The organism is Pseudomonas sp. 203-8 (genome assembly GCF_020708595.1).
In the GTDB taxonomy this organism is placed as follows: Bacteria; Pseudomonadota; Gammaproteobacteria; order Pseudomonadales; family Pseudomonadaceae; genus Pseudomonas; species Pseudomonas aeruginosa.
Genome location: NZ_JAJFDF010000007.1, coordinates 333,953 through 348,170, shown reverse-complemented (window position 1 = coordinate 348,170; position 14,218 = coordinate 333,953). Strand labels below are relative to the sequence as shown.

At 64.5% G+C, this 14,218-nt stretch carries 12 protein-coding genes; 11 read left to right on the top strand and 1 reads right to left on the bottom strand.

Going from position 1 to position 14,218, the window contains the following annotated elements; translation table 11 throughout:
- The first annotated feature begins 3 nt into the window (after positions 1-3).
- From LJF27_RS18535 to LJF27_RS18500, 8 genes are all read left to right on the top strand, one after another.
- Complete coding sequence (locus LJF27_RS18535; protein ID WP_003087410.1) at positions 4-711, top strand: succinate dehydrogenase iron-sulfur subunit; 708 nt, start codon at positions 4-6, stop codon at positions 709-711.
- A gap of 256 nt (positions 712-967) precedes the next feature.
- A complete protein-coding gene (locus LJF27_RS18530) occupies positions 968-3,799 on the top strand; it encodes a 2-oxoglutarate dehydrogenase E1 component (protein ID WP_003087413.1) in 2,832 nt (943 codons plus the stop codon).
- Positions 3,800-3,841: 42 nt separating this feature from the next.
- On the top strand, positions 3,842-5,071 hold the full coding sequence (odhB, locus tag LJF27_RS18525) for a 2-oxoglutarate dehydrogenase complex dihydrolipoyllysine-residue succinyltransferase (protein ID WP_003114264.1): 1,230 nt from the start codon (positions 3,842-3,844) through the stop codon (positions 5,069-5,071).
- A 68-nt stretch (positions 5,072-5,139) separates the two neighbouring features.
- Positions 5,140-6,576 (top strand): dihydrolipoyl dehydrogenase, encoded by a 1,437-nt coding sequence (gene lpdA, locus LJF27_RS18520; protein ID WP_003087422.1) that lies wholly within the window; start codon positions 5,140-5,142, stop codon positions 6,574-6,576.
- 328 nt (positions 6,577-6,904) lie between these two features.
- Positions 6,905-8,071 (top strand): ADP-forming succinate--CoA ligase subunit beta, encoded by a 1,167-nt coding sequence (gene sucC / locus LJF27_RS18515; protein WP_003087425.1) that lies wholly within the window; start codon positions 6,905-6,907, stop codon positions 8,069-8,071.
- The gene (gene sucD / locus LJF27_RS18510; protein ID WP_003087428.1) at positions 8,071-8,958 is read left to right on the top strand and encodes a succinate--CoA ligase subunit alpha; all 888 of its coding nucleotides are present in this window, start codon (positions 8,071-8,073) and stop codon (positions 8,956-8,958) included. The genes sucC and sucD overlap by 1 nt, the downstream gene beginning before the upstream one ends.
- 310 nt (positions 8,959-9,268) lie before the next feature.
- Complete coding sequence (brnQ, locus tag LJF27_RS18505) at positions 9,269-10,582, top strand: branched-chain amino acid transport system II carrier protein (RefSeq protein WP_003120443.1); 1,314 nt, start codon at positions 9,269-9,271, stop codon at positions 10,580-10,582.
- 145 nt (positions 10,583-10,727) lie between these two features.
- Positions 10,728-11,492, top strand: a complete 765-nt coding sequence (locus tag LJF27_RS18500; RefSeq protein WP_003106486.1) for a DUF599 domain-containing protein — start codon at positions 10,728-10,730, stop codon at positions 11,490-11,492.
- Between the two features lie 58 nt (positions 11,493-11,550).
- Here LJF27_RS18500 and LJF27_RS18495 read toward each other — a convergent pair whose 3' ends face one another.
- Positions 11,551-11,787 carry a hypothetical protein gene (locus LJF27_RS18495; RefSeq protein ID WP_003087435.1) on the bottom strand — a complete coding sequence of 79 codons (237 nt, stop codon included), beginning with the start codon at positions 11,785-11,787 and terminating at the stop codon, positions 11,551-11,553.
- A gap of 172 nt (positions 11,788-11,959) precedes the next feature.
- On the opposite strand from LJF27_RS18495, the gene LJF27_RS18490 reads away from it, so the two are divergent.
- The 3 genes from LJF27_RS18490 to LJF27_RS18480 are packed head-to-tail and all read left to right on the top strand — an operon-like array spanning position 11,960 to position 14,145.
- Positions 11,960-12,433 (top strand): PaaI family thioesterase, encoded by a 474-nt coding sequence (locus LJF27_RS18490; RefSeq protein WP_003106488.1) that lies wholly within the window; start codon positions 11,960-11,962, stop codon positions 12,431-12,433.
- Entirely contained in the window at positions 12,430-12,876 is a 447-nt protein-coding gene (locus LJF27_RS18485) for a PaaI family thioesterase (protein WP_003087441.1), read from the top strand. The genes LJF27_RS18490 and LJF27_RS18485 overlap by 4 nt, the downstream gene beginning before the upstream one ends.
- A gap of 36 nt (positions 12,877-12,912) precedes the next feature.
- A complete protein-coding gene (locus tag LJF27_RS18480) occupies positions 12,913-14,145 on the top strand; it encodes an MFS transporter (protein WP_003117757.1) in 1,233 nt (410 codons plus the stop codon).
- Positions 14,146-14,218 lie beyond the last annotated feature (73 nt).

Sequence of the window (14,218 nt, the reverse complement as noted above, 5' to 3'; positions counted from 1 at the left end):
GCCATGTTGCAAGTGAGTGTTTATCGTTACAACCCCGACAAAGATGCTGCGCCGTACATGCAGGATTTCCAGGTCGACACCAACGGCAAGGACGTGATGGTCCTCGACGTGCTGGCGCTGATCAAGGAACAGGACGAGGGCTTCTCCTACCGTCGTTCCTGCCGTGAAGGCGTCTGCGGCTCCGATGGCATGAACATCAACGGCAAGAACGGCCTGGCCTGCATCACCCCGCTGTCGGCCGCCGGCCTGAAGGGCGGCAAGCTGGTGATCCGTCCGCTGCCCGGCCTGCCGGTCATTCGTGACCTGGTCGTGGACATGAGCATCTTCTACAAGCAATACGAGAAGGTGAAGCCGTTCCTGCAGAACGATACGCCGGCCCCGGCCATCGAGCGTCTGCAGACCCCGGAAGAGCGCGAGAAGCTGGACGGTCTGTACGAGTGCATCCTGTGCGCCTGCTGCTCGACCTCCTGCCCGTCCTTCTGGTGGAACCCCGACAAGTTCCTCGGTCCGGCCGCACTGCTGCAAGCCTATCGTTTCCTGGCCGACAGTCGTGACACCAAGACCGAAGAGCGCCTGGCTTCGCTGGACGACCCGTTCAGTGTGTTCCGCTGCCGCGGAATCATGAACTGCGTGAACGTTTGCCCGAAGGGTCTGAACCCGACCAAGGCGATCGGCCACGTGCGTAATATGCTGCTGCAGAGCGGAACCTGATCCTCTCGCAGTTGTTATATGAGTTGTACCTAGCAACACCTGTGGCGCCGGAGTTCTTCCGGCGTCGCAGCAACTAAGCGGGCCAAGCTCACAAAGCCATGGCCCAGATTTGAAAAATATGACCAGCAGGGGCATCCGGGCTGGTACCCGGACTATCTGCGGGATCTGTAGTGGCCATACCGATGTCGCTGCCTGAGGACTTCGGAGCCTTCAAGGTTTCGCCAGGTGGTTGTCCCCTTACCGAGGGTGACCTAGCATGCACGAAAGCGTAATGCAGCGGATGTGGAACAGTGCCCATCTATCCGGTGGTAACGCTGCCTACGTCGAAGAGCTCTACGAGCTCTACCTGCACGACCCTAACGCTGTGCCAGAAGAGTGGCGCACGTATTTCCAGAAGCTTCCCGCCGATGGCAATCCCGCCCCCGACGTCTCGCACTCCACAGTGCGCGATCATTTCGTCCTGCTGGCCAAGAACCAGCGCCGTGCCCAGCCGGTTTCCGCCGGTAGCGTGAGCAGCGAGCACGAGAAGAAGCAGGTCGAAGTCCTTCGTCTCATTCACGCTTACCGTCTCCGCGGCCACCAGGCTTCCACCCTCGACCCGCTCGGCCTGTGGCAGCGTCCCGCGCCTGCCGACCTGTCGATCGACCACTACGGTCTGACGGGTGCCGACCTGGACACCACTTTCCGCACCGGTGAGCTTTACATCGGCAAGGAAGAGGCGACCCTGCGTGAAATCGTCGACAGCCTGAAGAGCACCTACTGCGGTACCTTCGGCGCCGAGTTCATGCACATCGTCGATTCCGAGCAGCGCAAGTGGTTCCTCCAGCGTCTGGAAAGCGTGCGTGGTCGTCCCGGCTTCTCCGCCGAGGCGCGTGCGCACCTGCTCGAGCGCCTGACCGCGGCCGAAGGCCTGGAGAAGTACCTGGGCACCAAGTACCCGGGCACCAAGCGTTTCGGCCTGGAAGGCGGCGAAAGCCTGATCCCGATGGTCGACGAGATCATCCAGCGCTGCGGTTCCTACGGCGCCAAGGAAATCGTCATCGGCATGGCCCACCGCGGTCGCCTGAACGTCCTGGTCAACACCCTGGGCAAGAACCCGCGCGACCTGTTCGACGAGTTCGAAGGCAAGAAGATCGTCGAGCTGGGCTCCGGTGACGTGAAGTACCACCAGGGCTTCTCCTCGAACGTGATGACCAGCGGCGGCGAAGTCCACCTGGCGCTGGCGTTCAACCCGTCCCACCTGGAAATCGTTTCCCCGGTGGTCGAGGGTTCCGTTCGTGCCCGCCAGGACCGTCGCAAGGACAGCTCCGGCGACAAGGTGGTACCGATTTCCATCCACGGCGATGCCGCCTTCGCGGGGCAGGGCGTGGTCATGGAAACCTTCCAGATGTCGCAGACCCGCGCCTACAAGACCGGTGGCACCATCCACCTGGTGATCAACAACCAGGTCGGCTTCACCACCAGCCGCCAGGACGATGCGCGTTCCACCGAGTACGCCACCGACGTGGCGAAGATGATTCAGGCGCCGATCTTCCACGTCAACGGCGACGATCCCGAAGCCGTGCTGTTCGTCACCCAGCTGGCCGTCGACTATCGCATGCAGTTCAAGCGTGACGTGGTCATCGACCTGGTCTGCTACCGTCGCCGCGGCCACAACGAGGCGGACGAGCCGAGCGGCACCCAGCCGCTGATGTACCAGCAGATCGCCAAGCAGCGTACTACCCGCGAGCTGTACGCCGATGCCCTGGTGAATGCCGGCGTGCTCAGCGCCGAGCAGGTTCAGTCGAAGATCGACGACTACCGCGACGCCCTGGACAACGGCCTGCACGTGGTGAAGAGCCTGGTCAAGGAACCCAACAAGGAACTGTTCGTCGACTGGCGTCCGTACCTGGGTCATGCCTGGACCGCGCGTCACGACACCCGCTTCGACCTGAAGACCCTGCAGGAACTGTCCAGCAAGATGCTGGAAGTGCCGGAAGGCTTCGTGGTTCAGCGCCAGGTTTCGAAGATCTACGAAGATCGCCAGAAGATGGCGGCCGGTGGCCTGCCGATCAACTGGGGCTTCGCCGAGACCCTGGCCTACGCGACCCTGCTGTTCGAAGGCCATCCGGTACGGATGACCGGCCAGGACGTCGGCCGTGGCACCTTCTCGCACCGTCACGCGGTGCTGCACAACCAGAAGGACGACTCGGTCTACGTACCGCTGGCCAATCTGTTCGACGGCCAGCCGCGCCTGGATATCTACGATTCCTTCCTTTCGGAAGAGGCCGTGCTGGCGTTCGAATACGGTTTCGCCACCACCACGCCGAACTCGCTGGTGATCTGGGAAGCCCAGTTCGGCGACTTCGCCAACGGCGCCCAGGTGGTCATCGACCAGTTCATCACCAGTGGCGAAAGCAAATGGGGCCGACTCTGCGGCCTGACCATGCTGCTGCCGCACGGCTATGAGGGGCAGGGCCCGGAGCACTCCTCCGCGCGCCTGGAGCGCTACCTGCAGCTCTGTGCCGAGCAGAACATCCAGGTCTGCGTGCCGACCACCCCGGCTCAGGTCTACCACATGCTCCGCCGTCAGGTGATCCGCCCGCTGCGCAAGCCGCTGGTGGTGATGACGCCGAAGTCCCTGCTGCGTCACAAGCTCGCCATCTCGACCCTGGAAGATCTGGCCAACGGTTCCTTCCAGACCGTGATCCCGGAAATCGACAGCCTGGATCCGAAGAAGGTCGACCGCGTCGTGCTGTGCAGCGGCAAGGTGTACTACGACCTGCTGGAGAAGCGTCGCGCGGAAGGCCGCGAAGATACCGCGATCGTCCGTATCGAGCAGCTGTATCCGTTCCCGGAAGACGACCTGGCGGAAGTTCTGGCTCCGTACAAGAACCTCAAGCACATCGTCTGGTGCCAGGAAGAGCCGATGAACCAGGGCGCCTGGTTCTGCAGCCAGCATCACATGCGTCGTGTCATCGCCGCGCACAAGAAGGGCCTCAACCTCGAGTACGCCGGCCGCGAAGGCTCCGCTGCTCCGGCTTGCGGCTACGCCTCGATGCACGCCGAGCAGCAGGAAAAACTGCTGCAAGACGCCTTTACTGTTTAACGCCTACGCGCTGAAGAAACCGAATTTAAGGAAACGCACACAATGGCTATCGAAATCAAAGCCCCAACCTTCCCGGAATCGGTCGCCGACGGCACCGTCGCCACCTGGCACAAGAAGCCGGGCGAAGCAGTCAAGCGCGACGAACTGATCGTCGACATCGAGACCGACAAGGTGGTCATCGAGGTTCTCGCCGAGGCTGACGGCGTGCTGGCCGAGATCATCAAGAACGAAGGCGACACCGTTCTGAGCAACGAGCTGCTCGGCAAGCTGAACGAAGGCGGCGCCGCCGCTCCGGCCGCTCCGGCTGCCGCTGCGCCCGCCGCCGCTCCGGCTGCACAGGCCGCCGCTCCGGCCGCCGCTGGCGGCGACGACGCCATCCTGTCCCCGGCCGCGCGCAAGCTGGCCGAGGAAGCCGGCATCGATCCGAACAGCATCGCCGGCACCGGCAAGGGCGGTCGCGTGACCAAGGAAGACGTGGTCGCTGCGGTCGAAGCGAAGAAGAACGCCCCGGCCGCCCCGGCCAAGCCTGCCGCCCCGGCTGCCGAGGCGCCGATCTTCGCCGCCGGCGACCGTGTCGAGAAGCGCGTGCCGATGACCCGCCTGCGGGCCAAGGTCGCCGAGCGCCTGGTCGAGGCGCAGTCCGCCATGGCCATGCTGACCACCTTCAACGAGGTCAACATGAAGCCGATCATGGACCTGCGTTCGAAGTACAAGGACCTGTTCGAGAAGAAGCACAACGGCGTGCGCCTGGGCTTCATGTCTTTCTTCGTCAAGGCCGCCACCGAGGCGCTGAAGCGCTTCCCGGGGGTCAACGCTTCCATCGACGGCAACGACATCGTCTACCACGGCTACCAGGACATCGGTGTTGCCGTTTCCAGCGACCGCGGCCTGGTGGTTCCGGTACTGCGTAACGCCGAGTTCATGAGCCTGGCCGAGATCGAGGGCGGCATCGCCAACTTCGGCAAGAAGGCGAAGGAAGGCAAGCTGACCATCGAAGACATGACCGGCGGCACCTTCACCATCTCCAACGGTGGCGTGTTCGGTTCCCTGCTGTCGACCCCGATCGTCAACCCGCCGCAGACCGCTATCCTCGGCATGCACAAGATCCAGGAGCGCCCGATGGCCGTGAACGGCCAGGTGGTGATCCTGCCGATGATGTATCTGGCGCTGTCCTACGACCACCGTCTGATCGACGGCAAGGAAGCGGTGAGCTTCCTGGTGGCGATCAAGGACCTGCTGGAAGATCCGGCTCGCCTGCTGCTGGACGTCTGATTTAGCGTTTCTCTTCACGGCGGCCCCCTCGTGGGGCCGTCCGGTTTCACCCGAATAAGGATTGAGATATGAGCCAGAAATTCGACGTGGTAGTGATTGGTGCCGGCCCCGGCGGTTACGTTGCCGCCATCCGCGCTGCCCAGCTGGGCCTGAAGACCGCCTGCATCGAGAAGTACATCGGCAAGGAAGGCAAGGTGGCGCTCGGCGGTACCTGCCTGAACGTTGGCTGCATCCCGTCCAAGGCGCTGCTGGACAGCTCCTACAAGTACCATGAGGCCAAAGAGGCCTTCAAAGTCCATGGTATCGAAGCCAAGGGCGTCACCATCGACGTTCCGGCGATGGTTGCGCGCAAGGCCAACATCGTCAAGAACCTGACCGGCGGCATCGCTACCCTGTTCAAGGCCAACGGCGTGACCTCCTTCGAAGGCCACGGCAAGCTGCTGGCCAACAAGCAGGTGGAAGTGACCGGTCTGGACGGCAAGACCCAGGTCCTGGAAGCCGAGAACGTGATCATCGCTTCCGGCTCCCGCCCGGTGGAGATCCCGCCGGCCCCGCTGACCGACGACATCATCGTCGACTCCACCGGCGCCCTGGAATTCCAGGCCGTACCGAAGAAGCTGGGTGTGATCGGCGCCGGCGTCATCGGCCTGGAGCTGGGTTCGGTATGGGCCCGCCTGGGTGCCGAGGTGACCGTGCTGGAAGCCCTGGACAAGTTCCTCCCGGCTGCCGACGAGCAGATTGCCAAGGAAGCCCTGAAGGTCCTGACCAAGCAAGGCCTGAACATTCGCCTGGGTGCCCGCGTGACCGCTTCGGAAGTGAAGAAGAAGCAGGTCACCGTGACCTTCACCGACGCCAACGGCGAGCAGAAGGAAACCTTCGACAAGCTGATCGTCGCGGTCGGCCGTCGCCCGGTGACCACCGACCTGCTGGCCGCCGACAGCGGCGTGACCCTGGACGAGCGTGGCTTCATCTACGTCGACGACCACTGCAAGACCAGCGTTCCGGGCGTCTTCGCCATCGGTGACGTGGTTCGCGGCGCGATGCTCGCGCACAAAGCCTCGGAAGAGGGCGTGATGGTCGCCGAGCGCATCGCCGGCCACAAGGCGCAGATGAACTACGACCTGATTCCGTCGGTCATCTACACCCACCCGGAAATCGCCTGGGTCGGCAAGACCGAGCAGACCCTCAAGGCCGAGGGCGTCGAAGTCAACGTCGGCACCTTCCCGTTCGCCGCCAGCGGTCGCGCGATGGCTGCCAACGACACCACCGGCCTGGTCAAGGTCATCGCCGATGCGAAGACCGACCGCGTCCTGGGCGTCCACGTGATCGGCCCGAGCGCCGCCGAGCTGGTACAGCAAGGCGCGATCGGCATGGAATTCGGCACCAGCGCCGAAGACCTGGGCATGATGGTCTTCTCTCACCCGACGCTGTCCGAAGCCCTGCACGAAGCTGCCCTGGCAGTGAATGGCCATGCCATCCACATCGCCAACCGCAAGAAGCGCTGAGTGATCCGACGCCCCGGTTCACGCCAGGGGCGTCACAGCGACGCGGGACGCGTCGTCCGTCAGGCCAGGACAGGTTCCTGGCCTTGTCGGGTCCGGGTTCTGTAGAATCCACGGTTTGCCGCCTGCGTCGGGATGCCGCAGGCGGCAGACTTTCAGAAGAACCACGGCGGGTGAGCGCCGGCGACCGTTGCGAGGTGGCCGCGGGCGTATGCCGCCGGACTGTTTTTTCGCGAGCCGGGTGGTTCGCGAAACGACGGTCACAGGTGGTGGGGCGCCACGAGCGCTCCGCCGAAATGCGCAATACCTAGACGAATAACGGTAGACAAGCATGAATCTCCACGAATATCAGGGTAAGCAGCTGTTCGCTGAATACGGCCTGCCTGTATCCAAGGGCTTTGCCGTAGACACCCCCGAAGAGGCCGCAGAAGCCTGCGACAAGATCGGCGGCAGCGAGTGGGTCGTCAAAGCTCAGGTGCACGCCGGCGGCCGCGGTAAAGCGGGCGGTGTGAAGCTGGTGAAGAGCAAAGAGGACGCCAAGGCGTTCGCCCAGCAGTGGCTGGGCAAGAACCTGGTGACCTACCAGACCGACGCCAACGGCCAGCCGGTCAGCAAGATCCTGGTGGAGTCCTGCACCGACATCGACAAGGAGCTGTACCTCGGCGCCGTCGTCGATCGTTCCAGCCGCCGCATCGTGTTCATGGCTTCCACCGAAGGTGGCGTGGACATCGAGAAGGTCGCCCACGACACTCCCGAGAAGATCCTCAAGGCTACCATCGACCCGCTGGTCGGCGCGCAGCCGTACCAGGGCCGCGAGCTGGCCTTCCAGCTGGGCCTGAAGGGCGACCAGATCAAGCAGTTCACCCATATCTTCGTCGGCCTGGCGAAGCTGTTCCAGGACTACGACCTGGCCCTGCTGGAAGTGAACCCGCTGGTGATCAAGAAAGACGGCAACCTGCACTGCCTGGATGCCAAGATCAACATCGACAGCAACGCCCTGTACCGTCAGCCGAAGCTGCGCGCCATGCACGACCCGTCCCAGGACGACGCCCGTGAAGCCCATGCGCAGAAGTGGGAGCTGAACTACGTCGCGCTGGAAGGCAACATCGGCTGCATGGTCAACGGCGCCGGCCTGGCCATGGGTACCATGGACATCGTCAACCTGCACGGCGGCAAGCCGGCCAACTTCCTCGACGTTGGCGGCGGTGCGACCAAGGAGCGCGTGACCGAAGCGTTCAAGATCATCCTGTCCGACAGCAACGTGAAGGCTGTCCTGGTGAACATCTTCGGCGGCATCGTGCGTTGCGACATGATCGCCGAAGGCATCATCGGCGCCGTCAAAGAAGTCGGCGTGAAGGTTCCGGTTGTCGTCCGCCTGGAAGGCAACAACGCTGAACTGGGTGCCAAGGTCCTGGCCGAAAGCGGCCTGAACATCATCGCGGCAACCAGCCTGACCGACGCTGCCCAGCAAGTCGTCAAGGCCGCGGAGGGTAAGTAATGAGCGTCCTGATCAACAAAGACACCAAAGTCATCTGCCAAGGCTTCACCGGTAGCCAGGGTACCTTCCACTCCGAACAGGCCATCGCCTATGGCACCAAGATGGTCGGCGGCGTGACCCCCGGCAAGGGCGGCACCACCCACCTCGGCCTGCCGGTGTTCAACACCGTCAAGGAAGCCGTGGAAGCCACCGGCGCCGAAGCCTCGGTCATCTACGTTCCGGCTCCGTTCTGCAAGGACTCGATCCTGGAAGCGGCATTCGGCGGCATCAAGCTGATCGTCTGCATCACCGAAGGCATCCCGACCCTCGACATGCTGGACGCCAAGGTCAAGTGCGACGAGCTGGGCGTACGCCTGATCGGCCCGAACTGCCCGGGCGTGATCACTCCCGGCGAGTGCAAGATCGGCATCATGCCGGGTCACATCCACCTGCCGGGCAAGGTAGGCATCGTGTCGCGTTCCGGCACCCTGACCTACGAAGCCGTGAAGCAGACCACCGACGCCGGCTTCGGCCAGTCCACCTGCGTGGGCATCGGCGGCGACCCGATCCCGGGCTCCAACTTCATCGACATCCTGAAGCTGTTCCAGGAAGATCCGCAGACCGAAGCCATCGTCATGATCGGCGAGATCGGCGGTTCCGCCGAAGAAGAAGCCGCGGCCTTCATCAAGGCCAACGTGACCAAGCCGGTGGTGTCCTACATCGCTGGTGTGACTGCCCCTCCGGGCAAGCGCATGGGCCACGCCGGCGCCATCATCTCCGGCGGCAAGGGCACCGCGGACGAGAAGTTCGCCGCCCTGCAGGACGCCGGTGTGAAGACCGTGCGTTCCCTGGCCGACATCGGCAAGGCCCTGGCCGAGCTGACCGGTTGGGAAGTGAAGAAGGCCTGATTTCCCGGGTTTTCTGAGTTCCAGGACGAAGGCCACCGCCTCACAGCGGTGGCCTTCGTCGTTCTATCGCATCCGTCAAACGAATGTTGCCGCGATGCGCTATCATTGCCAACGGTTCGTGTCCGACAAAACCCCGGGCGCGCCACGCATCATCCCGCAGGCCAGCGCGCCTGCAGCTATAGCGCCACATGGCCCTCAAAAGGGGTCGGGCGGCTTGACCGGTCCTCCTCATCCGGAAGGACGATGTTTCCTAACACCCCCAAAGGGAAACCCCGAACAACCGAGACTTCTGCCAGTGGTACATCCTCCTATGACTCATTTGAAAGGGTTCGACCTGCTCGCCCTTGGCTTCATGACGTTCGCGCTTTTTCTCGGCGCGGGTAACATCATCTTTCCTCCCAGTGCCGGCATGGCGGCGGGCGAACACGTATGGAGCGCGGCTTTCGGCTTCCTCCTTACCGGTGTCGGCCTGCCGTTGCTGACGGTGGTCGCCCTGGCCCGGGTCGGAGGCGGTATTGGCCGCCTGACCCAGCCGATCGGGCGGCGCGCGGGAGTGGCGTTCGCCATCGCCGTCTATCTTGCCATCGGCCCGCTGTTCGCCACCCCGCGTACAGCCGTGGTGTCCTTCGAGATGGGCGTCGCCCCCTTCACCGGGGACGGCGGCGTGCCGTTGCTCGTCTATACCGTCGCTTACTTCTCCGTGGTTCTGTTCCTGGTGCTGAACCCGGGTCGCCTTGTCGACCGGGTCGGAAAGGTCATCACGCCGGTGCTGCTGTCGGCCCTGCTGGTCCTTGGCGGCGCGGCGATCTTCGCGCCGGCGGGAGAGATCGGCAGCAGTTCCGGCGAGTACCAGAGCGCGCCCCTGGTGCAGGGCTTCCTGCAGGGCTACCTGACCATGGATACCCTCGGTGCGCTGGTCTTCGGTATCGTCATCGCCACCGCCATTCGCGACCGCGGCATCAGCGACAGCCGGCTGGTCACGCGCTATTCCATGATCGCCGGGGTCATCGCCGCCACCGGCCTGTCCCTGGTCTACCTGGCGCTGTTCTATCTTGGCGCCACCAGCCAGGGCATCGCCGGCGACGCCCAGAATGGCGTACAGATCCTCACCGCCTATGTGCAGCAGACCTTTGGCGTTTCCGGCAGCCTGTTGCTGGCGGTGGTCATCACCCTGGCCTGCCTGACCACGGCGGTAGGGCTGATCACGGCGTGCGGCGAGTTCTTCAGCGACCTGCTGCCGGTTTCGTACAAGACGGTGGTGATCGTGTTCTCGCTGTTCAGCCTGCTGGTCGCCAACCAGGGACTGACCCAGTTGATCAGCCTTTCGGTACCGGTTCTGGTGGGACTCTATCCGCTCGCCATCGTGCTGATCGCCCTGAGCCTGTTCGACCGGCTCTGGGTGTCGGCCCCGCGGGTGTTCGTGCCGGTGATGATCGTCGCGCTGCTCTTCGGCATCGTCGACGGGCTGGGGGCGGCCAAGCTGAACGGGTGGGTGCCGGACGTCTTCGCCAAGCTTCCGCTCGCCGATCAGAGCCTTGGCTGGCTGCTGCCGGTATCCATTGCGCTGGTCCTGGCAGTCGTTTGCGATCGGCTGCTGGGCAAGCCGCGCGAAGCGGTCGCCTGAGACGTCAGGCGAACCCCAGGAAGGCCGCCTCCGGGCGGCCTTTTTCATGAGCCGACGAAAGTCGTGTCCTGGCCGCGGCGAGCGGCGTCCCAACGGCGCGAAACAACGGCGGGGCGATTCCCGGCCGGCTCAAGAGGGAGTTTTCATGACCGCCGAACTCGGCATTTTCAACGGGCACCTGCTGCAACACCTGCTGGCGGCGCTCTGGTTCCTGTTCTGCTGGGTGGGCTACACCCGCTACGCCACCTGGAAGGGTCGCGACACCGCCTGCCTGGCCAGTGTCCTGCACCTCTACCGGGAGGACTGGATGCGCCGGTTGCTGCTGCGCGACAACCGTATCGCCGACGCCAGCGTGATCGGTAACCTGGAGCGTAACGCGTCGTTCTTCGCCTCCAGCACGCTGATCATCCTCGCCGGCATCCTCACCCTGCTGGGCTCCACCGATCGCGCCGTCTCGGTACTGGCCGACCTGCCGTTCGTGGAGGAGGCCAGCCGGGGACTATCGGAACTGAAGCTGCTGTGCCTGGCAGTGGTCTTCGTCTATGCCTTCTTCACCTTCAGCTGGTGCATGCGCCAATACAACTTCGCGGCGATCCTGGTCGGCTCGGCACCGATGATCGGCGAGCGCAACGTCGGCGAGCTGGAGCGCAAATCCTTTGCCGAGCGTGCCGCCCGGGTCATCTCGCTGGCGGCCAACCAGTTCAACTTCGGCTTGCGCTCGTACTATTTCGGCCTGGCCATGCTCGCCTGGTTCATCAATTCCTGGTTCTTCATGCTGGTGACGGCCGGCGTGGTGCTGGTCCTGTATCGCCGCGAATTCCATTCGGACGTGCTGGAGGTGATGGTCTACACCGAGACCGCAATCGCCGAAAGCCCGCGGGAAGGCGAGGGCGAGGTGCCCAGGGGCTGAATCCCGGGCATGAAAAAGCCCGCTTGCGCGGGCTCTTTCAGGGTACGTCAACGAGAACTTATTGCTGGTTCTGTTGCGGTTGCTCCGGAGTCGGTGCCGGAGTCTGCGGGGTTGCCGGAGTGTCGCTCGACGGCGCCGGGGCGCTGGGCTCGGCAGGGGGAGTAGCCGGAGCGCTCGGCTGGGTCTCGGTAGCCGGAGCTGCCGGGGCCGCTGCCTTGTCTTCCTCTTTCTTGTCGCAAGCGGCCAGGCCAAGGCTGGCAGCGAGCAGCAGGGCAAGAGTTACGGTCTTTTTCATCGTTTAGCCTCCATGTGCGGCTTTCCTCGTTGTAGCCCTTTGAACATTTGCGCTGGCGTGAAGTTCCACACACTTCGACTATTTCGATCGTTATGTCCAAAACCCCGGCTGCCGGGGCTTTGGCGGCAGGGTATGATTCGCCCTCCAGAAAACTCCCAGCAAGGTCGCCGTCATGTCGGAAAATCCTCTCCTCGAGCGCGCCCGGCGCTTTCTCTCGGCCTTGCGTCATTGCCAGGTGCTGGGGTTGACGGTCGAGGCCGCCGACGAGAAAGGACTGACCCTGCGCCTGCCCTACAGCCAGGCGATCATCGGCAACCCGGAAAGCGGGGTCGTCCACGGCGGCGCGATCACCACCCTGATGGACACCACCTGTGGTATTTCCACGGTCTGCGTGCTGCCGGACTTCGAGATCTGCCCGACGCTCGACCTGCGCATCGACTACATGCATCCCGCCGAACCGCACAAGGATGTCTATGGCTTCGCCGAGTGCTACCGGGTCACGCCGAACGTGATCTTCACCCGCGGCTTCGCCTACCAGGACGATCCGGGCCAGCCCATCGCCCATGTCGTCGGCGCTTTCATGCGCATGGGCGGTTCGGCCCGCGCCGGGGCGGCCAGGCCGGCCGCGCAGGGAGGTGCGGCATGAGCCCGACCAGCCTCGAGCAACTGGTCCGCGACGCGCGTCGGAACAACGACTACAGCCCGCTGGTGGAGCTGATCCCGTACGCCAAGCTGCTCGGCATCGAATGCCTGCGCCTGGGCGACGACATGGTCTTCCGCCTGCCGGCGAACAAGGACAACATCGGCAACCCGACCCTGCCGGCCATCCATGGCGGTGTGATCGCCGGCTTCATGGAGCATGCGGCGATGTTGCACCTGCTGACCTTCATGAGCATTCCGCACCTGCCGAAGATCATCGATTTCTCCATCGACTACCTGCGTGCCGGGCACTTCCGCGATACCTACGCGCAATGCCAGGTCTGGCGCCAGGGGCGACGGGTGGCGAACGTCGCGATCAACGCCTGGCAGACCACCCAGGGCGAGCCCATCGCCACTGCGCGGGCGCATTTCAAGGTGGACGAGCCGTGAGCCGTACGCTGCGGAAAGTGGGCTGAGGATATCGCGATGGATGCCTTGCTGATTCTGGGCGGCCTGCTGCTGATGGTCGCCGGCTATATCTGGGTCATCGTCCTGGCCTTCGGTACCGGTCTGCTGTGGGGTTACGGCAGCCTTTTCCCGCCGGTGGCGCTGGCCTATATCGGCGTGCACTGGCGTACGGCGCGCAAGGGCGTCGGGCTGGCCGCGCTGGGTTGCATCCCGCTGGTGGTCGGCCTGGCGCTGCTGGCCAGTCACGACGCTGCGCGACTGGAGGCGATCCTCAGCCTGCGCTGGCTGAAGCCGGAGGCCAGGCCGCCGGCGGAACTGGCCATCGCGCTCAGCGGGGAGTTCAACGGCAAGCCTTTCGCGCCGCAGAGCGGCGAGTTGATCGGCGGCGTGCTGAGCCTGCGCCAGGGGCACGATTTCTACGCCCAGCGCGAGCTGCAGATCCGCCTTCCGGCACAGCCGCTCGGGGCGCTGCGCCTGGACGTGCTGCCCGAGGACGGCGGCGCGTTGCCAGAAGTCGAGCTGAGCTGGCTGCAACCGGATCAGGACCTGCCCGAGGCGCGTCGTCTCCTGCGTGGCTATACCTTGCACCTGGACCTGCGGCCCAAGGCGCCGAACCGCCTGGAGGGCGAGTTCCACCTGAGCCTGCCGAGCGACTACCGGACCACCCTCAGCGGCCACGTCGAGCTGTATACCGACCGGCTGCGCTATCGGCACGGCAAGGTCGACCTGGGCTACGACTCCGACGATACCCTAGCCCTGGTCTTGCGCGACTATCTGCAGCGACGTTTCGCCAGCCGCGACGTCAGCCTCGTGCGGGCGCCGTCCTGGCGCGCGGCCAGCCATGCGCGGCCGCTGCGTATCGAGGCCCTGGTGGCCGGCCAGGCTCAGGTGCTGGAGCTGACGCTGGAGAAGAACGCCCGGCGGGAGTGGACGGTGCGCGGCGACGCGTTCCCCGCCTTGCCGGCGGAGCCTGCGACCGTGGCCGCGGCGGCGGCGCCGCCCGAGCCGCAGGCGCTGCCGGCGCCGGGTAACGCCACCCTCGACCTGGAGCTGGTCCAGGTCGAACCGCAGCGCTACAGCCAGCGCCTGGTCAAGGCCACTACGGTACGCGGGCGTATCGCCGAGGGCCGTTTCACCGGCCTCGACAGCGAGGGGCGCCTGGTGATCCGCCGGGAAATGCCCGGTGCGGGGGAGGCGAGCTACCTGTTGCGCCCGGCGGAGATCGCCCGTCTCGAACTGCTCGAACGCTAGTCGTCGCACGATGGTGCGCGGTTTTTTCGCATAAGCGCTTGAAAAGCCGGAAGAAGGCCCCACCTAGGGGACA

Coding starts and splice junctions, on each gene's coding strand:
- LJF27_RS18535 (WP_003087410.1), top strand. CDS start 4: ATGTTGCAAGTGAGTGTTTATCGTTACAACCCCGACAAAGATGCTGCG.
- LJF27_RS18530 (WP_003087413.1), top strand. CDS start 968: ATGCACGAAAGCGTAATGCAGCGGATGTGGAACAGTGCCCATCTATCC.
- odhB (WP_003114264.1), top strand. CDS start 3,842: ATGGCTATCGAAATCAAAGCCCCAACCTTCCCGGAATCGGTCGCCGAC.
- lpdA (WP_003087422.1), top strand. CDS start 5,140: ATGAGCCAGAAATTCGACGTGGTAGTGATTGGTGCCGGCCCCGGCGGT.
- sucC (WP_003087425.1), top strand. CDS start 6,905: ATGAATCTCCACGAATATCAGGGTAAGCAGCTGTTCGCTGAATACGGC.
- sucD (WP_003087428.1), top strand. CDS start 8,071: ATGAGCGTCCTGATCAACAAAGACACCAAAGTCATCTGCCAAGGCTTC.
- brnQ (WP_003120443.1), top strand. CDS start 9,269: ATGACTCATTTGAAAGGGTTCGACCTGCTCGCCCTTGGCTTCATGACG.
- LJF27_RS18500 (WP_003106486.1), top strand. CDS start 10,728: ATGACCGCCGAACTCGGCATTTTCAACGGGCACCTGCTGCAACACCTG.
- LJF27_RS18495 (WP_003087435.1), bottom strand. CDS start 11,787: ATGAAAAAGACCGTAACTCTTGCCCTGCTGCTCGCTGCCAGCCTTGGC.
- LJF27_RS18490 (WP_003106488.1), top strand. CDS start 11,960: ATGTCGGAAAATCCTCTCCTCGAGCGCGCCCGGCGCTTTCTCTCGGCC.
- LJF27_RS18485 (WP_003087441.1), top strand. CDS start 12,430: ATGAGCCCGACCAGCCTCGAGCAACTGGTCCGCGACGCGCGTCGGAAC.
- LJF27_RS18480 (WP_003117757.1), top strand. CDS start 12,913: ATGGATGCCTTGCTGATTCTGGGCGGCCTGCTGCTGATGGTCGCCGGC.